This is a genomic window from Bradyrhizobium sp. WYCCWR15520, assembly GCF_056174665.1.
The window spans coordinates 159310-182374 of sequence record NZ_JBWBWM010000001.1 but is presented as its reverse complement, the minus strand read 5'-3'; the positions used below and the strand labels follow the sequence as shown (position 1 = coordinate 182374).

Below are 23065 nucleotides of genomic sequence, written 5' to 3'. Positions count from 1 at the left end.
TCTGATTACGGCATCCGCGGGAGTAGCTCAGTTGGTTAGAGCGCCGCCCTGTCACGGCGGAGGCCGCGGGTTCGAGTCCCGTCTCTCGCGCCAGTTATTTCAATGACTTAGCGCCATCCGCGGTTTTCAAAAGTGTCATAAGGGACGTGAGTATGACACTTTCTGTGCCCTTTTGTTCTGCCGCCGCAAGCCGTTTGGCACCCACCGCACGGGCTTTGTCGAATCGCCGGACGCTGGCGACGTTGACCGGATTATAGGTTTTGCGGAGCTGCTTGTTGCGGTCGACGGTGTTCGCCATCTTGTTGGCCTGATCCTCCTCAACGGAGCCGCCGCCGGCGTCGCCCTCGACGGCGCCAGAGCGCCGCATGTCCTGCAGCTGCCGCTGCTCGTCCTTGCCGAAGGCTAGTGCCGGACTGCCAATTTGTGGCCAAAGGTTAGCGTCACGCGAACGCCCCGGTCCCGCTCGGTTTCAACGACCAAATCCGTTTTCGTATTCTCGTGCAGCGCCTGCACGATCAACGATCCTATCTTTCCAGGAACCGGCCATTGACCTCCTTCCGGCAAGCCAACGCCATCGTCAGCCACAACGACACGATATCTTTCAGAATCTTGCCGGAGGCAGTGCAGGGTAATCGTTCCGCCGGGTCGGCCCACAAAAGCATACTTGAATGCATTGGTTACTAGTTCGTTCGCGATCAAACCAACGGGCAACGCAACGTTTATGGACGTTGGTGTATGGTCGACCTTGATGTCGAGCCGGATGCCTTCGGCCGCATGCGCATTCATGACAGCCGATGCGATCTGGTTCAGGTAATTGCCCAAGTCGATCTCGCTCTGCTGTCCATCCGACGAGAGGGCGTTATATATGATTGACAGGGACTCGATACGACCAGCAAGCGCCGCCAAATTGACCTTCTCGCCCCGTCTCTCGGCTCTCGCTTCGAGCCGGATGAGAGCAACGATGAGTTGCAGGTTGTTTTTGACGCGGTGTTGCAACTCGCGAAGGAGCATATCCTGCTCCTTCGTCTTGCGCTCGAACTCCTCGCGCTCGTCAAGCCGGCTTGTCACGTCAATTAGCGCCGCAACGCGGTAGTTCTCTGTGCCGTCTTCCTTCTCGATCACTCCGCAGAACGCTTCAACTACCAATGGTGTTGGCTGCGTTCGCTTAAATGTGCCCAAAAAGTCGTCACCATTACTCAACATGGATTTCGCAAGGGTCGTGTTTTGATCCTTCTCGTCTACGAATGAAGTGAGTATCGTCCAACCGCGGCCGGCAAACTCCGGCAATTTCATACCGATCACCCGTTCGAAGGCTCCGTTCGCATAGCAAATGCGGTGATCGCCGCGCACGAATTTGGAGATGATGATCGGGATCGGGACGCGGTCGAGGAGTTGACGGAACTCCTCGCTATTGATGGCCTTGGCCACATCAACTGCATCAAAGAGGTCGTTGATCTGCGCTGCCGCGTCCGAACCGAGGACGTGCGGATCTGGCTCTTTCATGGCCTACATCTTCCCCGATGCAGAACCGTGTGCATCGCTTTTGCTAAGCTGACCAGGAGCGGGCGGGACTGCCGCGGCGAACTAAGAGAATGCTTTATGGTGGCGATGGTTCCTCCCGTGGATTAGCAAGTAATATCCAAGACCGTCCCGGAGCCCCGATTGGATCCACGAGGTAAAATACGACGACGGCAAGGACGTCCAGCTGCTTTCCAGGAGCGGCCTCGATTGGACATGGCGGTTCCCATGGATCGCGGAGACGGCGCTGAAGATCCGCCACCGCCAGTTCGTCATCGACGGCGAGATCTGCGTGCTCGATGTCCAGGGCATTTCGGACTTCAACGCCCTGCACTCGAACAAGTACAACGACGAGGCCTAGCTCCACGCCTTCGACCTATTTGCCTTCGGCGGCGAGGACTTGCGGGACCAGCCATTACTCGACCGCAAGGCCCAGCTCGACAAGCTGCTGCGCGGCCGGGCACAGGGGATCTTCGTGGCGCCATTCGAGCGCGGCGAGATAGGACCGGATCTGTTCACCGCGGCGTGCCGGATGCGGCTGGAGGGGATCGTCTCAAAGCACCGGCAGCGGCGCGCGAAGACTTGCGACTGGATCAAGGTCAAGAACCGGCAGCACCCGGCATACGGCCGCGTTGCGGATCAGTTCTGAGCCAACACGCCGGCTGGCGGCGTGTGGAGGCGGCCCCGGTCAGCTGATGCCTCCAAGGTCGCTGGCCGGGGTCCGTCTGATATTCAGCGCAGAGCGCTCGCTACCCATGCCCGGTTCACCTCCGTGCTGCCGCGGCCAGTGTCCCCGCTTCGCGATTTTCTCCCAGGCGTAATCCTCTTCACAGACTAGGCGCAGTTTCTGCGCGGGATGGGCCCGTGCCGGTCACAGCGAGAGGGTGAACGTCATGCCGCGAGCAGCGAGCACGAACACTACTCGTGATGAGCGTATTGGTTTTCTCGTCAGCTACCGCAGTAAATTACGCGACAGCAGCATGCGCCCCAACATCGGGCTGTAGGATCAACTGCATGACCATGTCGGGTAATAATTCGTCTGTTCGCGATGGCTGCATTCGGGGATGTGAACAGGTCTACACCGAATGCCAGATATCTCCATGGGCTCAGCGGAGCTTCCCGCAGGCAGCAAAGAGCGCGAACAATTTGAGCTGCAGGCAAGGCAGGCTGACACGGTCTCGCATATCAACGCGTGGCTAACCCACCCGGCCTACAGCCTCCGACCTCTAGGCCGCAAGTGCACGCTCGGTGGACCGCAAGCGGAAGGGTTTGCCTCCCGGCGGGTTCCAGGGCTTGCCGTCGAGTTCGCAGAGCGCGTCGAGAATCTCGTCAATAGTCACCGGCGCTTTCAGGCCATCGGGCGCTCGAAGGGCAGGGCACGAAGCGATAGCAGACGCATCTGAAGCCCAGGAGGCGAGAATGGCGCGCTTCTCGGCCAATGTGAGCGTGGGGTGGCTTACGACGTCTCGGGGGTGATTGAACACCGTGCCGGGATGTATCAGGGCGTTGATGTTGAAGACATTATCTTCGATTGCGGTCGTCGGCCGCATGGTACCCTCCTATTCAGACGAGGTTGCGATGCCGCGCGCCGGTCGCCGGCGCGCGGTGAGAGCAAGGGAGAGCGACGTTATTAGGCCGCCTTGGAATCGATCTGCTTGACGTTACCGCCGGCTACGCCGTTGACGGCGATGCGGCGAGGCTTCATGGCCTCGGGGATCTCCCGGACCAGTTCGATCTTGAGCAGGCCATTGTCAAAGGCGGCGCTCTTCACCTGCACATAATCGGCAAGGTTGAACTGGCGCTTGAAGCGCCGGGTCGAGATGCCCTGATACATGAATTCCCGATCAGTCTTCTCGGCCTTGTCGCCCTCAACGGTAACCACGTTCTGCTCTGCGGTCACCGAGATCTCGTCGGGTGAAAAACCGGCGAGAGCCAGCGAGATCTGATAGTGATCTTCGCCAAGCCGTTCGATGTTGTAGGGTGGATAGTGGTCCTCGCCGACGTGTTGGGCGGCCGCTTCCGCGAGATCGAAGAGGCGGTCGAATCCGATGGTCGAGCGCCAGAGAGGTTCAAAGTTGTAACTGCGCATAGCCAAATCCTCCAATGAGCAAGTTGGTTACGAGCGGCACCGGACACGACCGGTGCCCGTCTCCAGCCCGGGCCCATCAGGCACCCGGACACCACCGTATGGTGGCGACGAAAAAATTAGGAAAATCGGTTTTGGTTTCAAGGCAGCCGCAAAAAATTTTTGACGACACGCGCCGCGCCTTACCACGGTGTCAACCCCCGGAACGGCCCAGATAAAAATGGCCCCAGCGCGAAGCGTGCACCGAGGCCATCCAAAGTATTTCCATTTCAAACAGCCAGATAGGGTAGTGGGTACCCATCTGGCACACCGATAGAAGCGGGAAAAAATGGCAATGTCTGTCCGGTATTGAACAGAACATGGAAGTAGGCTGAGTTTGCCGCGGGGGCCGTCCTTTGGACCTGCTGGCTCAGTTGGCGGCCCTCTGGAACAGTGAAATACCAATCGTTCCCTAAGCACCGCCGCAAACAAAAAGGCCGCCCTTGAGGCGGCCGTTTTTATTCCAACGATGTCGATATCGTTTAACGGACCGTCGAGGTGCCCGAGCTGGTGATGACCACCGGCTTGCCGGCCTTCACGACCTGGGCTGTCTGGCTGTAATCCGCACCGGTGCGGGCGGAGATACCGAACGCCGCCACCGCGATGCCAGCCACCAGCGCGACGACCACGATCTTCAAATGGGTGCTGCGATCTGCCGAGTGAATGGAGTGGTTCATGTGATGCCTCCTGGACGCCTTTGGCGTCCTGTGTTGGCGAGAGACGTACGCCCCGTCTGTTTCAGGATGGTTTCGCGGTTTCGGCAAAATGGTTTCATTCAGCCGGTTTTGGCCGGTTTTCTGCCAAATCATCCGTGACGTAGATCACATACAGGGCGCGCCACCGGCATCGATGCGCGCAGGCAGCGGACCGGCTGGAATGAAAACAGTAATGAAAACAAAGGGAAGAGGGTGGCCGAACGGGCCCATCGTGGTGTCGCTGAGCGCAAACTCCTTGTTGGTCGGCTCGATCAGGACGTTGAAGGTGGTGCGGTCGAGGAAAGTTCGGCGCACAGACGATCGTGGGCGGCGCCAGCACGTATCGCTGGAGCGGGGGCCTTGCGGCGACTTCTACCGGAGCGGCCGCCTGCGTCGCGTTTTCTTATTGCTGAGCCGGCTGTCTCACGCATCGCGAATGAAATTCCCCGCGTCGAATTCAACCGGCGGCGCGTTCGAATCAAAGGAGACGCCGATCGGATCGCGGTCTTCGGCTACGGCCGCGAGTTGATCGCTCAGCATCCGACGGATCATCAGGATGCCGCGGTCGCTCTGGCCGAAATGTTCTTCCGAGTGCAGCGTCACCGGGCCTTGGCCGACCTGCGCCTCGTAATCGCCGGGGAATTGCTGGTGCTCCCGTTCGGTCATGTCACACCAGAATTTTCCGTTGAATTTGGAGCGCATCCTGCCGATGTCGCCGGAATTTTTTACGCGGCCGGCGACATAGATGCGGAACGACGTATCGTCGATCGGCAGCGTCCAGCCGATCGACTCGACGCGGGCGAATTGCGCGACACGCGGATTGGGTACCACGCGCAGTGTGGGCAGGGCGGCTTCCGTCACGCGGTAAAACACCTTGCCGTCATCCTGATGCCGGATCGAGCGCACGGTGACGCCACGCGGCGACATCTCGAACTTCACCTCCGGCATCGAGGCCATCATGTTGGTGAATTGCGGCCCCGAGAACGATCCATGCAGCACCGGGACGTGGTACGGGTCGACCACGTTCTCGAAATGCTGCAGCCAGTTGCAGGGAATGATTGCGGGCCCACCGCCGCCGATCGAGGAATCGTCCGCCTCGACGAACTCGCCGTCGTCCATTTTCTCCAGGCATTCGTAGCGCGGCAGCGCCGGCTTTTTCTCTGATGGTCCGAGATAGGCGAATATCAGGCCATAGCGCTCCTGCAGGGGATACCAGGGCTGGCGCACCTTATCCTTGAACAGGCCGCCCTCGGGCTCGCAGGGCTGTTCGATGCAATGGCCCTCGGTGTCGAACTTCCAGCCGTGATAGCAGCAGCGGATGCCATCTTCCTCGACCTTGCCGTAATAGAGCGTGGTGCCGCGATGGCAGCAGCGGGCATGCAGCAGGCCGGCGCGGCCGTGCCTGTCGCGAAACAGCACCAGATCTTCCCCGAGCACGCGCACTTTTCTGGGGATATCGGTGGCGTCGGACACAAGCCCGACCGGATGCCAGTAGCGCCGGAGCAGTTCGCCCATCGGCGTGCCGCGGCCGACCGAGGTCAGCTCGGTCCGGGTGGTGGACGGCTTCATGGCGTAGCCGGTCCCGAGATCGCGATCCCGCTGCGTAACTGTCATGCCGTTTCCTCCCGCCGCGGCTTCTGACGCCGCGATCGTATAAATCGAAGTGAAGTAGAAATCGATGACAATGTCAACGATCGGCTTTTTGTATCGCCCGATTGCCTTGCGCGATCGCCGTCGTCGCCGAGCTTGGCATCGCCGCGCTTTATTGGCAGAGCTTTGGAGATGAGCCAGAAGCCGGGAAAGCAGACCGCGCCGTCGGCCGCTGCCACGCGGGACGGAGAGATGGCGCCGATCACCGCGATGATGTCGTCGCGGCTGATAGTGCTGGCCAATCTGCTCAAGCGCAGCGCCATCCTGCGCTACAAGCGGCTGGCGGGACTGTCCTCGGTCGAGTTCGGCCTCGTGGCTTCGCTGGGGCGGCGGCCGCCAATGAGCGTTAACCGGCTCGCCGAAGCGGTCGGCATGGACAAGGGACAGATCAGCCGGGCGCTGGCGGAACTGGTGTCGCGAAAACTGGTCGCCAAGGAGGTCAATCCGCGGGACAACCGCGAGACGCTGGTTTGCCTGACCAAGGCGGGGCTGGCCGCCCATGATGCGATTGTGGCGGGGGCGCATGAGCGCAACCGGCGCCTCCTGGAACAGCTCGGCAAGGACGAGTTGGCGGTGCTGCTCGACCAGATCGACCGGCTCACGGATACGGCCGCCCAGATGCTCGCCGATGAGAAGGATTTGAACTGAATAGTCGGGCACCATGCCGCCCGCCTCGCGTTGGTCAGGAGAGGCAGGAACGCAACACTTTTTGGTGTTCTGCCAACGCATTGGGGGCGGGCTTGGGCGTCAGGGCGGCTTGTCTTGCGCCCCCTGTTGCGCTGCGCTAAGGCAAGAATAATTCCAATCAACGAATCTGCGGCCGCTCAAAACCGCAGGAAAAGGCACCGCCGATGACCGGCATCCTGCAAAATTACCTGCCACTTGTCGTGTTTATCGGAGTGGCGAGCCTGATCGGACTGGCGCTTCTGATCGCCCCGTTCCTGGTCGCGTTCCAGCAGCCGGACCCCGAAAAGCTCTCCGCCTATGAATGCGGATTCAACGCATTCGATGACGCCCGCATGAAGTTCGATGTGCGCTTCTACCTGGTCGCCATCCTCTTCATCATCTTCGACCTCGAAGTGGCGTTTCTGTTCCCGTGGGCGGTTGCGTTCGGCAAGTTAGGGGCTACCGGCTTCTGGTCGATGATGGTGTTCCTCGCCGTCCTCACGGTCGGCTTTGCTTATGAGTGGAAGAAAGGCGCGCTCGAATGGGATTGAGCCAGACAGCCATAGGCTCTTCGCCTGATACCGCGCAGGCGCCGAAGGGCATTCTCGATCCCTCGACCGGCAAGCCGGTCGGGCACAATGACCCGTTCTTCCTCGAGGTCAATCACGAGCTTTCGGACAAGGGTTTCTTCGTTGCTGCTGCCGACGATCTGATCACCTGGGCGCGCACGGGATCCCTGATGTGGATGACGTTCGGTCTCGCCTGCTGCGCGGTCGAGATGATGCAGGTGTCGATGCCGCGCTACGACGTCGAGCGCTTTGGCTTCGCGCCGCGCGCCTCGCCGCGGCAGTCCGACGTCATGATCGTGGCGGGCACGCTGACCAACAAGATGGCGCCGGCGCTGCGCAAGGTCTACGACCAGATGCCGGAGCCGCGCTACGTGATCTCGATGGGGTCGTGCGCCAATGGCGGCGGCTATTATCACTATTCCTACTCGGTCGTGCGCGGTTGCGACCGCATCGTGCCCGTCGACATCTACGTGCCCGGATGTCCGCCGACGGCGGAGGCGCTGCTCTACGGCATACTGCTGCTGCAGAAGAAGATCCGGCGCATCGGGACCATCGAACGCTAAGGTTTTAGGTAATGGACGACGGCAAGCTCGACGCCCTTGGGCAGACGATTGTTAGCGCGCTTGGCGGCGCGGCCAGCGCCCATGCGGTCGCGTTCAACCAGCTCACCATTACGGTCGATGCGACAAAGATTGTCGAAGTCGCCACCTATCTGCGCGACGACCCGGCCATGCGCTTCGTCAACATCACCGACGTGACGGCGGTGGACTACCCCGGCCGCGAGAAGCGTTTCGATGTGGTCTATCACCTGCTGTCGCCGACCCTGAACGAGCGCATCCGCGTCCGCGCCGAAGCCGACGAGAGCACGCAGGTGCCGTCGATCATCGATGTGTTTCCGGGCGCCGACTGGTTCGAGCGCGAGGCCTACGATCTCTACGGCGTGATCTTCACCGGCCATCCCGACATGCGCCGGCTGCTGACCGATTACGGTTTCGACGGCCATCCGCTGCGCAAGGATTTCCCGCTCACCGGCTTCGTCGAGGTGCGTTACGACGACCAGGAGAAGCGGGTGCTGTACGAGCCGGTCCGGCTCAACCAGGAATTCCGCAAATTCGATTTCCTCTCGCCATGGGAAGGCGCTGACTATCCGCTTCCGGGCGATGAGAAGGCAGAGCCAAAGGCCTGACCATGAACGAGCAAAGCCAGAACCTTCGTAACTTCACGATCAACTTTGGGCCGCAGCATCCTGCCGCCCACGGTGTGCTGCGTCTCGTCCTTGAACTGGATGGCGAAGTCGTCGAGCGCGTCGATCCGCACATTGGGCTGCTTCACCGCGGCACCGAGAAGTTGATCGAGCAGAAGACGTACCTGCAGGCGATTCCCTATTTCGACCGGCTCGATTACGTCGCGCCGATGAATCAGGAACATGCGTTCTGTCTCGCAGCGGAAAAGCTGCTCGGCATCACGGTGCCGCGCCGCGGGCAATTGATCCGGGTGCTCTACTGCGAGATCGGCCGCATCCTGTCGCATCTGCTCAACGTTACCACGCAGGCGATGGACGTCGGCGCGCTGACCCCGCCGCTGTGGGGTTTTGAAGAGCGCGAAAAGCTGATGGTGTTTTACGAGCGCGCCTCCGGCTCGCGCATGCACGCGGCCTATTTCCGCGTTGGCGGCGTGCATCAGGACCTGCCGCCGAAACTGATCGACGACATCGAGGCCTGGTGCGACCCGTTCCTCCAGGTGGTCGCCGACCTTGAAACGCTCCTGACCGGCAACCGCATCTTCAAGCAGCGCAACGTCGATATCGGCGTGGTGTCGCTGAAGGAAGCCTGGGAGTGGGGTTTCTCGGGCGTAATGGTGCGTGGCTCGGGCGCGGCATGGGACCTGCGCAAGGCGCAGCCCTATGAGTGCTACGACGAGATGGATTTCGACATCCCGATCGGCAAGAACGGCGACTGCTACGACCGCTACCTGATCCGCATGGAAGAGATGCGCCAGTCCGTGCGCATCATGAAGCAGTGCATCGCCAAACTGCGCGCGCCCGATGGGCAGGGGCCTGTCGTCGTCGAGGACAACAAGATCGCGCCGCCCCGCCGCGGCGAGATGAAGCGCTCGATGGAAGCCCTCATCCATCACTTCAAGCTCTACACCGAGGGCGTGCGCGTGCCGGCCGGCGAGGTCTATGCCGCGGTCGAGGCGCCGAAGGGCGAGTTCGGCGTCTATCTGGTTTCCGACGGAACCAACAAGCCCTACAAGTGCAAGATCCGCGCGCCGGGCTTTGCCCATCTGCAGGCGATGCACCACATCTGCAAGGGCCATCTGCTCGCCGACGTCTCGGCCATTCTCGGCTCGCTCGACATCGTGTTCGGAGAGGTCGATCGGTGATGGCGCAGGCGCCCATCCAGTTTGACCGGGCATCGGGCGTACTTGCGGGTGCGAACGCGTGGGAGCGTTTGGCCGCGGTGGCGCTGGTGCTGGGGTCGAAGGTGGCGTCGAACTTCTCGCACCGCGGCTATAACATGTGCGCCAATTTGTTGCGCACGACGCTGTCGGAGCGCGGCATCCAGATCAAACTCAATGACGACGCCACGTTCGAGTTTCCCTATGGCGACGGCTATTGGAGCAAGCTGCTCAATCGCAGCTTCCATTACGAGGATGAACTGGAGTTGCTGTTTCAGGACTCCGCTGACGTCGACTACACGCTGCTCGATTGCGGCGCCAATTATGGCTATTGGTCGGTGCTGGTGTCGAGCAAGCCGTTTGGATCGCACAAGGCGATCGCGATCGAGCCGTCGGGGCAGAATTTTCCGAAGCTTGCCAACAACGCGCGGATCAACGGCAATCGTTTCGAGACGATGAAATGCGCGATTGGTGCGGCGCGCGGTACCGCGCGTCTGTCCGGCACCAAGCACGAGGCCTTCAGCATCGCCGGCGACCAGTCCGGCGGCGAGGAGGTGCCGGTCATCGCGCTGGATAACCTCCTGGACGACGGCAAGATCGCGCCGGACGGCAAATATTTGATCAAGCTCGACGTCGAAGGCGTCGAGATCGAAGCCATGAAGGGCGGTGCGCGGCTTTTGCAGGGCGACAGCGTGTTGCTGTGCGAGGAGCATGGCAACGACCCCAAGCATACCGTATCGCGCTACATCCTCGACCAATCGCTGAAGCTGATCGTCTACGATCCGCGCAGCCATCGCCTTGAGACCGTGACCGACCTTTCGATTCTGGATCGGATCAAGGTTTCAACCCATGTCGGCTACAACGTGTTCGGCACCGCAAGTGCATTCTGGCTCGCCCGGATCGATGCGCTCAATGCGAAAGCCGCGCGCCGCGTGCAATGAGAGACTGAACGATGTCCGTCCGCCGCCTCGCACCGAAGGAATTGCAGCCCGCGAGCTTTGCGTTCTCGGATGAGAACCTCGCCTGGGCCAAGGCGCAGATCACCAAATATCCGCCGGGCCGCCAGGCGTCGGCGGTGATTGCGATCCTGTGGCGCGCGCAGGAGCAGCATGAGGGCTGGGTTTCAGAAGCCGCGATCCGTGTGGTCGCCGACCTCCTGGAAATGCCCTACATCCGCGTGCTGGAAGTGGCGACCTTCTACACCATGTTTCAGCTCCAGCCGGTCGGCAGGAAGGCCCATGTGCAGGTCTGCGGCACCACGCCGTGCCGCCTGCGCGGCGCCGAGGACATCATCAAGGTGTGCCAGAGCCGCATCCACCACGATCCCTTCCATTTGTCGAAGGACGGCAATTTCAGCTGGGAAGAGGTCGAGTGCCTCGGCGCCTGCGTGAATGCGCCGATGGTGCAGATCTGGAAGGACACCTACGAAGACCTGACCAAGGAAACCTTCGGCAAGGTGCTGGACGGCTTTGCGTCGGGCAATCCGCCGAAGCCGGGACCGCAGATCGACCGTCAGTTCTCGGCGCCGGCAGGCGGCCCGACGACGCTGAAGGAATCCACATGATGCGTAACCGCACAGGGCCCGTGATCGGGCCGGGAAGGGTCAGCGCGATGAAGAACTGGCGCTATATCGGCATGCACGCCGTCGCGGCGGCGACATTCATCTTTCTGCTGCAGCGTTACGGGCTGAACGCAACGCTCGAATCAAGCCTGTTGTGGGCGCTGACCTTCGGCGGATGCGCCGCGGGCCTCGCCTACGCGCAGTCCAATCGTTGATCCGCTAGGAAGCTTCAAGTCATGCTCGACGACAAGGATCGCATCTTCAAGAACCTCTACGGCCTCCACGATTGGGGGCTGGAGGGCGCGCGCCGCCGCGGCGCGTGGGACGGCACCAAGGCGATCATCGACAAGGGCCGCGACTGGATCATCAACGAGATGAAGGCCTCCGGCCTGCGCGGGCGGGGCGGGGCGGGCTTTCCGACCGGGTTGAAATGGTCGTTCATGCCGAAGGAATCCACCGACGGGCGGCCAAGCTATCTCGTGGTCAACGCCGACGAGTCCGAGCCCGGCACCTGCAAGGACCGCGAGATCATGCGGCACGATCCGCATCTGCTCGTGGAAGGCTGCCTGCTCGCAAGCTTCGCGATGAACGCGCATGCCTGCTACATCTATGTGCGCGGCGAATTCATCCGCGAGCGCGAGCGCCTGCAGGCCGCGATCGACCAGGCCTATGATGCAAAGCTGGTCGGCAAGGACAACATCAACGGTTGGCCGTTCGACATCTATGTCGCGCATGGCGCCGGCGCCTATATCTGCGGCGAAGAGACAGCGCTGCTCGAAAGCCTTGAGGGCAAGAAGGGCCAGCCGCGGCTGAAGCCGCCATTCCCGGCCAATGTCGGCCTCTACGGCTGCCCGACCACCGTCAACAATGTCGAATCCATTGCGGTCGCGCCGGACATCCTGCGCCGTGGTGCGGCGTGGTTCGCCGCGATCGGCCGGCCCAACAATGTCGGCACAAAACTGTTCTGCGTGTCCGGCCATGTCGAGCGGCCCTGCAACGTCGAAGAGGCGATGGGGATTCCGTTCCGCGAGCTGATCGAGCGTCACTGCGGTGGCATTCGCGGCGGGTGGGACAATCTGAAAGCCGTGATCCCCGGCGGCTCGTCGGTGCGCATGGTGCCGGCCGAGCAGATCATCGACACGCCGATGGATTTTGACAGCCTCAGCAAGCTGCGCTCGGGCCTCGGCACCGCCGCCGTGATCGTGATGGACAAGTCGACCGATTTGATCCGGGCGATCGCGCGTATCTCCTATTTCTACAAGCACGAGAGCTGCGGCCAGTGCACGCCGTGCCGCGAGGGCACGGGCTGGATGTGGCGCGTCTTGACCCGCATGGCTGAGGGCCGCGCCCACAAGCGCGAAATCGACATGCTGCTGGAAGTTACAAAACAGGTCGAAGGACACACCATCTGCGCGCTCGGCGACGCCGCCGCTTGGCCGATCCAGGGCCTGATCGCGCATTTCCGCCACGAGATCGAAGAGCGCATCGCCCAGTATTCGCACAAGGCCGATATCGACGATATCGGCGTGCGCGATCCCGTGAACATGGTCGCGGCGGAGTGATCGCAATGTCGCAACCGAGCTTCTGGTGGCAGAGATACGGGACGCTGGCGCAGATGGCGCAGGCGACCGTGGCGCTGCTCGGCTTTGTTGCGATCCTGTTCCAGATCAACGAAATCCGCACCGGCAACCGTGCATCCAGCGCGCGGCAGGCGTTTCTGGGCTACACCGATCTGGCGTTCAAGAATCCAAAGTTCGCGCAGCCGGACTACGAGAAGATCAAGGCGGCCGGGCGCGACGAGCAGGTGCAGTACGAGAGCTTCGTCACGTATTTCCTCTACGCCTGCGAGGAAGCGATCGGTGCGTTCGCGGGAAAGCGTGAGTGGCTGGCGTCCTGCGATTACGACCTGAAGCCGCATCTGCCGTTCCTGTGCGAGAAGAGCGCGGCGCAGCCGGCCTATCTCGCCACCTATGGCGCCGAGACCCAGCAATGGATCAAGGCGTCGCTGAAGACCGCCAGCGTTACACCGCCAGATTGCAAGCTGGGAAAGACCTGAGACCGCAATGACCAAACTCATCATCGACGGCAAAGAGATCGATGTACCCGGAGAATTCACGCTGCTGCAGGCGTGCGAGGCCGCGGGCGCCGAAATTCCGCGCTTCTGCTACCACGAGCGGCTGTCGATCGCCGGCAATTGCCGGATGTGCCTCGTCGAGGTGAAGGGCGGTCCGAAGCCGGTCGCAAGCTGCGCCTGGGGCGTGCGCGACTGCCGGCCCGGCCCGAAGGGCGAGCCGCCGGAAATCTCGACGCGTTCGCCGATGGTGAAGAAGGCGCGCGAAGGCGTGATGGAATTTCTGCTGATCAACCACCCGCTGGATTGCCCGATCTGCGACCAGGGCGGCGAGTGCGACCTGCAGGACCAGGCGATGGGCTACGGCGTCGACACCTCGCGCTTCGCCGAGAACAAGCGCGCGGTCGAGGACAAGTATCTGGGCGCGCTGGTCAAGACCTCGATGAACCGCTGCATCCAGTGCACGCGCTGCGTCCGCTTCTCCGCCGAAGTCGCCGGCGCGCCGGAAATGGGCGCCACCGGCCGCGGCGAGGACATGGAGATCACGACCTATCTGGAGCAGGCACTGACTTCCGAGCTGCAGGGCAATCTCGTCGATATCTGCCCGGTGGGCGCGCTGACCTCGAAGCCGTATGCCTTTGCGGCGCGCCCGTGGGAGCTCGGCAAGACGCAATCGGTCGATGTCATGGACGGCGTCGGCTCGGCGATCCGCGTCGATACCCGCGGCCGCGAGGTGATGCGGATCCTGCCGCGCATCAACGAGGCTGTGAACGAGGAATGGATTTCCGACAAGACCCGTCACGTCGTTGACGGCCTGCGCACGCAGCGGCTCGACCGGCCCTATATCCGCGACAACGGCAAGCTGCGCGCCGCGTCGTGGCAGGAGGCTTTCGCGGCGGTTGCGGCCAAGGTCAGGATGAGCGACGGCAAGCGGATCGGGGCCATCGCCGGCGATCTCGCCGCAGTCGAGGAGATGTTCGCGTTCAAGGACCTGCTGGGGCAATATGGTTCGACAAACCTGGCGGTGCAGGGCGGCGATGCCTTCGACCCGAAGCTCGGCCGGGCGACCTACATCTTCAATCCGACCATTGCCGGGATCGAACAGGCCGATGCGCTGCTGATCATCGGCGCCAATCCGCGCAAGGAAGCCGCCGTTCTCAACGCGCGCATCCGCAAGCGCTGGCGCACGGGCCAGCTCAAAGTCGCGCTAGTCGGCGCCAGGGCCGATCTCACCTATGATTACGACTATCTCGGCGCGGGCACCGATACGCTCAACGAACTCGCCAGCGGCAAGCATTCCTTCACCGAGGTGCTGAAGGGCGCCAAGAACCCGATGGTGCTGGTCGGCGCCGGTTCACTATCGCGACATGACGGCGCGGCGGCGCTGGCGCTGGCGGCCAAGGTCGCGGCGGGCGTCGGCGCGCTCAAGGACGGCTGGAACGGTTTTGCCGTGCTGCAGGATACCGCCTCGCGCGCGGGTGCGCTCGATATCGGCTTTTCGGCCGGCAAGGGCGGGCTGACCCTGGCGCAGATGACGACCTTCGGCACGCTCGACGTGCTGTTCCTGCTGGGGGCCGACGAGGTAAAGGTGCCGGACGGCACGTTCGTGGTGTATATTGGAACCCATGGCGATCGCGGCGCGCATCGCGCCGATGTCATCCTGCCGGGTGCGGCCTATACCGAGAAATCCGGCCTCTATGTCAACACCGAGGGCAGGGTGCAGATCGCCGCCCGCGCGGCGTTCCCGCCCGGGGAAGCACGCGAGGACTGGGCGATCGCCCGCGCGCTGTCGGATGTGCTCGGCAAGAAGCTGCCCTATGACTCGCTCGGGGCGTTGCGCCAGGCCCTGTTCAAGGCCGTGCCGCATCTGATGCGGATCGACCAGATCGAGCCCGGCAAGGCCGAAGACGTCAAGGCGCTGGCGGGCAAGAAGGGCGGCAAGGTCGACAAGAGCCCGCTGAAATCGTCGGTCGAGGACTTCTATCTGACCAACCCGATCGCGCGGGCCTCGGCGGTGATGGCGGAATGTTCCCGGCTGGCGGCCGGGCGAATGCTGACGGCAGCGGAGTGAGCGTGATCTGATGGCTGATTTGTTCGCAAGCCCGTTCTGGACCGGCTTTCTCTGGCCGCTGATCGTCATGGTCGCGCAGAGCGTCCTGCTGCTCGTCGTGCTCCTGATCGCGATCGCCTACATCCTGCTCGCCGACCGCAAGATCTGGGCGGCGGTGCAGATCCGCCGCGGCCCCAACGTGGTCGGCCCATGGGGCCTCTTACAATCCTTCGCCGATCTTCTGAAGTTCGTGCTGAAGGAGCCGATCATCCCGTCCGGCTCCAACAAGGGCGTGTTCCTGCTGGCGCCGCTGGTATCGTGCGTGCTGGCGCTGGCCGCCTGGGCCGTGATCCCGATGGATCTCGGCTGGGTGATCTCAGACATCAACGTCGGGGTGCTCTACATCTTCGCGATCTCGTCGCTGTCGATCTACGGCATCATCATGGCCGGCTGGTCGTCGAACTCGAAATATCCGTTCCTGGCCGCGCTGCGCTCGGCGGCACAGATGGTGTCCTACGAAGTCTCGATCGGCTTCGTCATCATCACGGTGCTCTTGTGTGCCGGCTCGCTTAACCTCTCGGCGGTGGTGGAAGCGCAGAACGCCCGCGGCTTCGCCAGCCTGATCGGGCTGCCGCAACTCACCATCCTGAACTGGTATGTGTGGCCGCTGTTCCCGATGTTCGTGGTGTTCTACGTCTCGGCGCTGGCCGAGACCAATCGCCCGCCGTTCGATCTGGTGGAAGCGGAATCCGAACTGGTCGCGGGCTTCATGGTCGAATACGGCTCGACGCCGTATCTGTTGTTCATGCTCGGCGAATATGTCGCGATCACCACGATGTGCGCGTTGGCGACGATCATGTTCCTCGGCGGCTGGCTGCCGCCGGTGGCGCTGCCGCCGTTTACCTGGATCCCAGGCGTGGTGTGGTTCGCGCTGAAACTGTTCTTCATGTTCTTCCTGTTCGCGATGGCGAAGGCGATCGTGCCGCGCTACCGCTACGATCAACTGATGCGGCTGGGCTGGAAGGTGTTCCTGCCGCTGTCGCTGGCGATGGTGGTGATTGTGGCCGCCGTGCTGCAATTCGCCGGCATTGCGCCGAAGTGAGGCCATCATGAGTATCAACGTCAACGCAACGGCCCGTGCGCTTCTCTTGAGCGAATTCGTATCGGCGTTCTTTCTCGCCATGCGCTATTTCTTCAAGCCGAAGCCGACGCTGAACTACCCCTTCGAGAAGGGCCCGATCTCGCCGCGCTTCCGTGGCGAGCACGCGCTGCGCCGCTATCCGAACGGCGAGGAGCGCTGCATCGCCTGCAAGCTATGCGAGGCGATTTGCCCGGCGCAGGCGATCACGATCGAGGCCGGCCCGCGCCGTAACGACGGCACCCGCCGCACCGTGCGCTACGACATCGACATGGTGAAATGTATCTATTGCGGCCTGTGCCAGGAAGCCTGCCCGGTGGACGCCATCGTCGAGGGACCGAATTTCGAATTCGCGACCGAGACCCGCGAGGAACTCTACTATGACAAGGCCAAGCTGCTCGCCAATGGCGATCGCTGGGAACGCGAGATTGCGAAAGCAATCGAGCTCGACGCGCCGTACCGGTGAGGTGAGGGCATGATCCAGATTTCAACGTCATTCCGGGATGGTCCGAAGGACCAGACCCGGAATCTCGAGATTCCGGGTTCACGCTTCGCGTGCCCCGGAATGACGAGAGGAACATTCGCATGATCCTTCCCGCGCTGTTCTTCTATCTGTTCGCCGGCGTCTGCGTGGCCTCGGCTGTCATGGTGATTGTCTCGCGCAATCCCGTGCACTCCGTGCTGTATCTGATCCTGGCCTTCGTCAACGCCTCCGGCCTGTTCGTGCTGATGGGCGCCGAATTCCTCGGCATGATGCTGATCGTAGTCTATGTCGGCGCGGTCGCGGTGCTGTTCCTGTTCGTGATCATGATGCTCGACGTCGATTTCACCGAGCTGCGCGAGGGCTTTATCGAGTACCTGCCGATCGGTCTGGTGATCGGCGGCATCTTTCTTGCCGAACTGCTGCTGGTCGCGGGCGGATGGGTCATGAAGCCCGATACCGCCAAACAGATCACGGCGGCGATCCCGACGAATGTCAGCAACACCGAAGCGCTCGGGCTGGTGCTCTATACGAAGTACATCCATTACTTCCAGATCGCAGGCATGGTGCTGCTGGTCGCCATGATCGGCGCGATCGTGCTGACGCTGCGCCACAAGGCGAAGGTCAAGCGGCAGGACATCAACGTGCAGAACGCGCGGACGCCGGAACTGGCGATGGCCGTGCGCAAGGTGGCGTCGGGGCAGGGGCTGCAGGATTCGGACGCGGCGGAGTGGGTGAAATGACGATCGGTCTGGGACACTATCTCGCGGTCGGCGCCATCCTGTTCACGGTCGGGATCCTCGGCATCTTCCTGAACCGCAAGAACATCATCGTCATCCTGATGTCGATCGAGCTGATCCTGCTCGCCGTCAATATCAACCTGGTGGCGTTCTCGACCTTCCTCGGCGACATCGTCGGACAGGTGTTCGCGCTGCTGGTGCTGACGGTGGCGGCTGCGGAAGCCGCGATCGGTTTGGCCGTGCTGGTGGTCTATTTCCGCAACCGCGGTTCGATCGCGGTTGAAGACGTCAATCTGATGAAGGGTTAGGGCGGGGCATGTATCAGGCCATAGTATTCCTGCCGCTGCTCGGCGCCATTCTGGCGGGGCTGATCGCGATCTTCGGGGCGCATGCGCGCAACCCGAGCGGCGACACGGTGGAACATGCCCACGGGCATGGCGATCACGCCCACGCGGCGGAAGCACATGACGACCATGGTCATGACGATCACGGCCATGACGACCATCACGTTTCCGAGCCGCCGGCTCAGGGCTCGCGCGCGGCCGAACTGATCACGACAGGACTTCTATTCGTTTCGGCGGCGCTGTCGTGGGTGGCGCTGGTCGATGTCGGCTTCATGCACCATGACGCCCGGATCGCGCTGTTCCCGTGGATCAATTCCGGCGATCTGCAGGTGTCGTGGGCGCTCCGCGTCGATACGCTGACCGCCGTGATGCTGGTGGTGGTCACCACTGTCTCGTCGCTCGTGCACCTCTATTCCATCGGTTACATGGACGAGGATCCGTACCGGCCGCGCTTCTTCGGCTACCTCAGCCTGTTTACCTTTGCGATGCTGATGCTGGTGACCGCGGACAACCTGGTCCAGCTGTTCTTCGGCTGGGAGGGCGTCGGTCTCGCCAGCTACCTCCTGATCGGCTTCTGGTATCAGAAGCCCTCGGCGAATGCGGCGGCGATCAAGGCATTTATCGTCAACCGCGTCGGCGATTTCGGCTTCGCGCTCGGCATTTTCGCCGTGTACATGCTGCTCAAGACCACTGATTTCGAGACGATCTTCGCAGGCGCGCCGGGGCTGTCGGGCAAGACCATCAACTTCTTCGGCTGGAACGCCGATGCGCTGACCCTGATCTGCCTGTTGCTGTTCATGGGCGCGATGGGCAAATCGGCCCAGTTCCTGCTGCACACCTGGTTGCCGGACGCGATGGAAGGCCCGACCCCGGTCTCGGCGCTGATCCACGCCGCGACCATGGTGACCGCCGGCGTGTTCATGGTGGCGCGGCTGTCGCCGCTGTTCGAGCTGGCGCCCAACGCGCAGGCCGTCGTGATGTTCTTCGGCGCCACCACCGCGTTCTTTGCCGCGACCGTGGGCCTCGTGCAGAACGACATCAAGCGCATCGTCGCCTATTCGACCTGTTCGCAGCTCGGCTACATGTTCGTGGCGATGGGGGCAGGCGCCTATTCGGTCGGCATGTTCCACCTGTTCACCCACGCCTTCTTCAAGGCGCTGCTGTTCCTGGGCTCCGGCTCGGTGATCTACGCGATGCACCACGAGCAGGACATCCGCAACATGGGCGGCCTGAAGGACAAGATTCCCTATACCTACAGCGTGATGGTGATCGGCACGCTGGCGCTGACCGGCTTCCCGCTCACGGCCGGCTATTTCTCCAAGGATGCGATCATCGAGTCCGCCTACGTCGCGCACAATCCGTTCGCCTACTATGGATTCGCGATGACCGTGATCGCGGCCGGTCTGACCTCGTTCTATTCGTGGCGCCTGATCTTCAAGACGTTCCACGGCGAGCCGCATGACCGGCACCATTACGAGGCCGCCCACGAGGCGCCGATGTGGATGCTGGTCCCGATCGGTATCCTTGCCGCCGGCTCGATCCTGGCCGGCTTCCCGTTCAAGGAAGTGTTCGCGGGCCATGGCGTGGAAGAGTTCTTCCGCGAGTCGCTGAAGATGCACCCGAACATCATCGATGAAATGCATCACGTTCCGCAGACCATCGCCTTGCTGCCGACGGTGATGATGGTGGTGGGCTTCCTGGTGTCGTGGCTGTTCTACATCCGCCGGCCGTACATTCCGGTCCAGCTCGCCAGCGAGCACCAGATGCTCTACCAGTTCCTGCTCAACAAATGGTATTTCGACGAGTTCTATGAGCTCATCTTCGTCCGCCCGACGAAGTGGCTCGGCCGCTTCCTGTGGAAGAAGGGCGACGGCTTCGTCATCGACGGCTTCGGCCCCGATGGCGTCTCGGCGCGCGTGCTCGATGTCACCCGCAACGTGGTGAAGATCCAGACCGGCTACCTCTATCACTATGCCTTCGCGATGCTGATCGGCGTCGCCGGGCTGATCACCTGGTTCATGTTCGGCTTGGGAGGCCAGTAATGACAACCTGGCCCATCCTTTCGGTCGTCACCTTCCTGCCGGTCATCGGCGCGGTGGCGATCTACCTCACCCGCGGCGATGATGAAGCGGCGCGGCGCAATGCGCGCTGGATCGCGCTGTGGACCACGCTGGTCACCTTCGCGGTGTCGCTGATCCTGGTCTGGCGCTTCGACGCCGCCAGTGCGGATTTCCAGTTCGTCGAAAAGGCGAACTGGCTCGCCAGCGGCATCACCTATCACATGGGTGTCGACGGCATTTCGCTGCCGTTCGTGATCCTGACCACCGCGCTGATGCCGTTCTGCATCATCGCGAGCTGGAAGTCCGTCACAGTGCGCGTGCGCGAATACATGATAGCGTTCCTGTTCCTGGAAACGCTGATGGTGGGCACCTTCTCGGCGCTCGACCTCGTGCTGTTCTATCTGTTCTTCGAAGGCGGCCTGATCCCGATGTTCCTGATCATCGGCGTCTGGGGCGGCCCGCGCCGGGTCTATGCGTCATTCAAGTTCTTCCTCTACACGCTGCTCGGCTCGGTCTTGATGCTGCTGGCCATCATGGCGCTGTACTGGAATGCCGGGACGACCGACATCCCGACGCTGATGAACACCGCGGTGCCGCGGTCCTTGCAGACCTGGGCGTGGCTGGCGTTCTTTGCCTCCTTTGCGGTGAAGATGCCGATGTGGCCGGTGCACACCTGGCTGCCGGATGCGCATGTCGAGGCGCCGACCGCGGGCTCGGTGATCCTGGCCGCGATCCTCCTGAAGATGGGCGGCTACGGCTTCCTCCGGTTCTCGCTGCCGATGTTCCCCCTGGCGTCGCATGATTTTGCGCCGCTGATCTTCTCGCTGTCGGTAATCGCCATCGTCTACACCTCGCTGGTGGCCTTGATGCAGGAAGACATCAAGAAGCTGATCGCCTATTCGTCGGTGGCGCATATGGGCTTCGTCACCATGGGCATCTTCGCGGGTACGACCCAGGGTGTCGCCGGCGGCGTGTTCCAGATGGTGTCGCACGGCATCGTCTCCGGCGCGCTGTTCCTCTGCGTCGGTATCGTCTACGACCGCATGCATACCCGCGAGATCGCGGCCTATGGCGGTCTCGTCAACCGGATGCCGCTCTATGCGATGGTGTTCATGGTCTTCACCATGGCCAATGTCGGTCTGCCCGGCACGAGCGGATTCGTCGGCGAATTCATGACGCTGCTCGGCACCTTCAAGGTCTCGATCCCGACCGCGACCATTGCCACGCTCGGCGTCATCCTGTCGGCTGCTTACGCGCTCTGGCTCTATCGCAAGGTGGTGTTCGGCGCGTTGACCAAGCCGTCGCTTGCCAGCATCAAGGATCTGACGCCCCGCGAAAGCCTGACGCTGATGCCGCTGGTGTTCCTCACCATCCTGTTCGGCGTCTATCCGAAGCCGGTGCTCGACATGTCGGCCGCCTCGGTTCAGCAACTCGTCAATAATTACAATGCCGCCGTGACTGCCGTGAAGGCAGCCGCGCTGGTCGCGCAATAACGTAGCGTTTTCAAGCGAAGTGGAAGCCGGTTCGCATGAAGAAAACGCGTCAAGGATAAGAAGGCCATGAGCTTCTCAAGTGCAGGTTATCAGTTGCTGCCGGTGCTGCCGGAGCTGGTGCTGGCCGTCGGCGCCATGGCGCTGTTGATGCTCGGTGCCTATCGCGGGCAGGATACGACCCGGCTCGTCACCACGCTCGCGGTGGTGCTGCTGGTTATCACCGGCGCGCTGGTACTGATGCTACCGGCCGGCAAGCTCACGACCTTCGGCGGCAGCTTCATCGTCGACGACTTCGCCCGCTTCCTGAAGATCCTCGCCATCATCGGCTCGGCGGCGGCGCTGATCCTGTCGACGGAGTTCCTGTCCGACCCGTCGCGGCGCATCTTCGAATATTCGATCCTGGTGCTGCTCTCCACGCTGGGCATGATGGTGCTGATCTCGGCCGCCGACCTGATCATGCTCTATCTCGGGCTCGAGCTGATGAGCCTCGCGCTTTACGTGGTCGCCGCCTCGAACCGCGACAACGCCAAGTCCACCGAGGCCGGCCTGAAGTATTTCGTGCTCGGCGCACTGTCCTCGGGCATGCTGCTCTACGGCGCCTCGCTGATCTACGGCTTCACCGGCACGGTCGATTTTGCTGGCATCGCAGCCGCAGTGAAGACCGGCAGTGTCGGCATCGTGTTCGGCCTCGTCTTCCTGCTGGCTGGGCTCTGCTTCAAGGTATCCGCGGTGCCGTTCCATATGTGGACGCCCGACGTCTATGAAGGCGCACCCACGCCGGTCACGGCGTTCTTCGCCTCCGCGCCGAAGGTGGCCGCGCTTGCGGTGTTCACCCGCGTGACGCTCACCGCGTTCCCCGGCATCGTCCCGCAATGGCAGCAGATCCTCGTCTTCGTCGCCATCGCCTCGATGGCGCTGGGTTCGTTCGCCGCGATCGGGCAGAAGAACATCAAGCGCCTGATGGCCTATTCCTCGATCGGCCATATGGGCTTTGCGCTGGTCGGCCTTGCATCGGGCACGGTGGAGGGCGCGCAGGGCGTTCTGATCTACATCGCGATCTATGTGGCGATGACGCTGGGCTCCTTTGCCGTCATCCTGACCATGAAGCGGAACGGGCAGGCGGTGGAACAGATCAGCGACTTCGCCGGGCTCTCGCGCACCAATCCGATGCTGGCGTTCTTCTTCGCCATGCTCTTGTTCTCGCTGGCCGGCATTCCGCCGCTCGCCGGCTTCTTCGCCAAATGGTACGTGTTTGTGGCCGCGATCAAGGCGGGCCTGTTCACGCTCGCCGTCATCGGCGTGCTGACCAGCGTGGTAGGCGCGTTCTACTATCTCACCATCGTCAAGGTGATGTATTTCGACGAGCCGGCCGGCCAGGTCGAGCCGATGCGCATCGAATTGCGCACGGTGCTGGCGGTTGCCGGCATCTTCAACATCTTCTTCTTCGTCTATCCGGGGCCGCTGGTCAGCGTCGCCACGGCGGCAGCGAAGTCGCTGTTCTAGG

The 23065-nt window shown here is 62.3% G+C and carries 26 protein-coding genes and 1 tRNA gene; 20 read left to right on the top strand and 7 right to left on the bottom strand.

Features of this window, described 5'->3' with window-relative positions:
- The first annotated feature begins 16 nt into the window (after positions 1–16).
- Positions 17–93: transfer RNA gene (locus tag AC0QUY_RS00905), tRNA-Asp, on the top strand.
- 1 nt (position 94) lies between these two features.
- Here AC0QUY_RS00905 and AC0QUY_RS00900 read toward each other — a convergent pair.
- Together AC0QUY_RS00900 and AC0QUY_RS00895 are read right to left on the bottom strand one after the other, a co-directional pair.
- On the bottom strand, positions 95–367 hold the full coding sequence (locus AC0QUY_RS00900; RefSeq protein ID WP_475385389.1) for a hypothetical protein: 273 nt from the start codon (positions 365–367) through the stop codon (positions 95–97).
- 35 nt (positions 368–402) lie between these two features.
- Positions 403–1503: a sensor histidine kinase gene (locus AC0QUY_RS00895; protein ID WP_475385388.1), complete on the bottom strand. Its 1101-nt coding sequence runs from the start codon at positions 1501–1503 to the stop codon at positions 403–405.
- 415 nt (positions 1504–1918) lie between these two features.
- Between AC0QUY_RS00895 and AC0QUY_RS00890 the strand changes: the two genes are divergently transcribed.
- On the top strand, positions 1919–2167 hold the full coding sequence (locus tag AC0QUY_RS00890) for a DNA ligase-like domain-containing protein (RefSeq protein ID WP_475385387.1): 249 nt from the start codon (positions 1919–1921) through the stop codon (positions 2165–2167).
- 577 nt (positions 2168–2744) lie between these two features.
- Here AC0QUY_RS00890 and AC0QUY_RS00885 read toward each other — a convergent pair.
- The 5 genes from AC0QUY_RS00885 to AC0QUY_RS00865 all read right to left on the bottom strand — a co-directional run bounded on the left by AC0QUY_RS00885 (position 2745) and on the right by AC0QUY_RS00865 (position 5952).
- Positions 2745–3068, bottom strand: coding sequence for a hypothetical protein (locus AC0QUY_RS00885; protein ID WP_161854923.1), 324 nt, complete (start codon positions 3066–3068; stop codon positions 2745–2747).
- 80 nt (positions 3069–3148) lie between these two features.
- Positions 3149–3607, bottom strand: a complete 459-nt coding sequence (locus AC0QUY_RS00880) for an Hsp20 family protein (protein WP_161854922.1) — start codon at positions 3605–3607, stop codon at positions 3149–3151.
- A 518-nt stretch (positions 3608–4125) separates the two neighbouring features.
- Positions 4126–4320, bottom strand: coding sequence for a hypothetical protein (locus tag AC0QUY_RS00875; protein WP_161854921.1), 195 nt, complete (start codon positions 4318–4320; stop codon positions 4126–4128).
- Between the two features lie 144 nt (positions 4321–4464).
- Positions 4465–4653, bottom strand: a complete 189-nt coding sequence (locus AC0QUY_RS00870; protein WP_475385386.1) for a hypothetical protein — start codon at positions 4651–4653, stop codon at positions 4465–4467.
- A gap of 108 nt (positions 4654–4761) precedes the next feature.
- Positions 4762–5952 carry a Rieske 2Fe-2S domain-containing protein gene (locus AC0QUY_RS00865; protein WP_475385385.1) on the bottom strand — a complete coding sequence of 397 codons (1191 nt, stop codon included), beginning with the start codon at positions 5950–5952 and terminating at the stop codon, positions 4762–4764.
- Positions 5953–6120: 168 nt separating this feature from the next.
- Between AC0QUY_RS00865 and AC0QUY_RS00860 the strand changes: the two genes are divergently transcribed.
- From AC0QUY_RS00860 to nuoN, 18 genes are all read left to right on the top strand, one after another.
- On the top strand, positions 6121–6636 hold the full coding sequence (locus AC0QUY_RS00860) for a MarR family winged helix-turn-helix transcriptional regulator (protein WP_475385384.1): 516 nt from the start codon (positions 6121–6123) through the stop codon (positions 6634–6636).
- Between the two features lie 203 nt (positions 6637–6839).
- Entirely contained in the window at positions 6840–7205 is a 366-nt protein-coding gene (locus AC0QUY_RS00855; protein WP_057856661.1) for an NADH-quinone oxidoreductase subunit A, read from the top strand.
- Positions 7196–7786 carry a NuoB/complex I 20 kDa subunit family protein gene (locus AC0QUY_RS00850; RefSeq protein WP_475385383.1) on the top strand — a complete coding sequence of 197 codons (591 nt, stop codon included), beginning with the start codon at positions 7196–7198 and terminating at the stop codon, positions 7784–7786. Before AC0QUY_RS00855 ends, AC0QUY_RS00850 begins: the two co-directional genes overlap by 10 nt.
- Positions 7787–7797: 11 nt before the next feature.
- A complete protein-coding gene (locus AC0QUY_RS00845) occupies positions 7798–8409 on the top strand; it encodes an NADH-quinone oxidoreductase subunit C (RefSeq protein ID WP_161854917.1) in 612 nt (203 codons plus the stop codon).
- A 2-nt stretch (positions 8410–8411) separates the two neighbouring features.
- Positions 8412–9608, top strand: coding sequence for an NADH-quinone oxidoreductase subunit D (locus AC0QUY_RS00840; RefSeq protein WP_161854916.1), 1197 nt, complete (start codon positions 8412–8414; stop codon positions 9606–9608).
- Positions 9608–10564, top strand: a complete 957-nt coding sequence (locus AC0QUY_RS00835; protein WP_475385382.1) for an FkbM family methyltransferase — start codon at positions 9608–9610, stop codon at positions 10562–10564. The genes AC0QUY_RS00840 and AC0QUY_RS00835 overlap by 1 nt, the downstream gene beginning before the upstream one ends.
- Before the next feature lie 11 nt (positions 10565–10575).
- Positions 10576–11187 carry an NADH-quinone oxidoreductase subunit NuoE gene (nuoE, locus tag AC0QUY_RS00830; RefSeq protein ID WP_161854914.1) on the top strand — a complete coding sequence of 204 codons (612 nt, stop codon included), beginning with the start codon at positions 10576–10578 and terminating at the stop codon, positions 11185–11187.
- Positions 11187–11399, top strand: coding sequence for a hypothetical protein (locus tag AC0QUY_RS00825; protein ID WP_475385381.1), 213 nt, complete (start codon positions 11187–11189; stop codon positions 11397–11399). Before nuoE ends, AC0QUY_RS00825 begins: the two co-directional genes overlap by 1 nt.
- Positions 11400–11420: 21 nt before the next feature.
- Complete coding sequence (gene nuoF, locus AC0QUY_RS00820; RefSeq protein WP_161854913.1) at positions 11421–12746, top strand: NADH-quinone oxidoreductase subunit NuoF; 1326 nt, start codon at positions 11421–11423, stop codon at positions 12744–12746.
- A gap of 5 nt (positions 12747–12751) precedes the next feature.
- Positions 12752–13240 carry a hypothetical protein gene (locus tag AC0QUY_RS00815; RefSeq protein ID WP_161854912.1) on the top strand — a complete coding sequence of 163 codons (489 nt, stop codon included), beginning with the start codon at positions 12752–12754 and terminating at the stop codon, positions 13238–13240.
- Positions 13241–13247: 7 nt separating this feature from the next.
- A complete protein-coding gene (gene nuoG, locus AC0QUY_RS00810; RefSeq protein ID WP_475385380.1) occupies positions 13248–15326 on the top strand; it encodes an NADH-quinone oxidoreductase subunit NuoG in 2079 nt (692 codons plus the stop codon).
- Between the two features lie 10 nt (positions 15327–15336).
- Entirely contained in the window at positions 15337–16407 is a 1071-nt protein-coding gene (nuoH, locus tag AC0QUY_RS00805) for an NADH-quinone oxidoreductase subunit NuoH (protein ID WP_161854910.1), read from the top strand.
- A 7-nt stretch (positions 16408–16414) separates the two neighbouring features.
- The gene (nuoI, locus tag AC0QUY_RS00800) at positions 16415–16909 is read left to right on the top strand and encodes an NADH-quinone oxidoreductase subunit NuoI (RefSeq protein ID WP_475385379.1); all 495 of its coding nucleotides are present in this window, start codon (positions 16415–16417) and stop codon (positions 16907–16909) included.
- 119 nt (positions 16910–17028) lie between these two features.
- On the top strand, positions 17029–17667 hold the full coding sequence (locus tag AC0QUY_RS00795; RefSeq protein WP_161854909.1) for an NADH-quinone oxidoreductase subunit J: 639 nt from the start codon (positions 17029–17031) through the stop codon (positions 17665–17667).
- Positions 17664–17972 (top strand): NADH-quinone oxidoreductase subunit NuoK, encoded by a 309-nt coding sequence (nuoK, locus tag AC0QUY_RS00790; RefSeq protein ID WP_161854908.1) that lies wholly within the window; start codon positions 17664–17666, stop codon positions 17970–17972. Before AC0QUY_RS00795 ends, nuoK begins: the two co-directional genes overlap by 4 nt.
- An 8-nt stretch (positions 17973–17980) precedes the next feature.
- On the top strand, positions 17981–20050 hold the full coding sequence (gene nuoL, locus AC0QUY_RS00785; protein WP_475385378.1) for an NADH-quinone oxidoreductase subunit L: 2070 nt from the start codon (positions 17981–17983) through the stop codon (positions 20048–20050).
- On the top strand, positions 20050–21561 hold the full coding sequence (locus AC0QUY_RS00780; RefSeq protein ID WP_475385377.1) for an NADH-quinone oxidoreductase subunit M: 1512 nt from the start codon (positions 20050–20052) through the stop codon (positions 21559–21561). Before nuoL ends, AC0QUY_RS00780 begins: the two co-directional genes overlap by 1 nt.
- 66 nt (positions 21562–21627) lie before the next feature.
- Positions 21628–23064, top strand: coding sequence for an NADH-quinone oxidoreductase subunit NuoN (gene nuoN, locus AC0QUY_RS00775; RefSeq protein WP_475385376.1), 1437 nt, complete (start codon positions 21628–21630; stop codon positions 23062–23064).
- Position 23065: the final 1 nt, after the last annotated feature.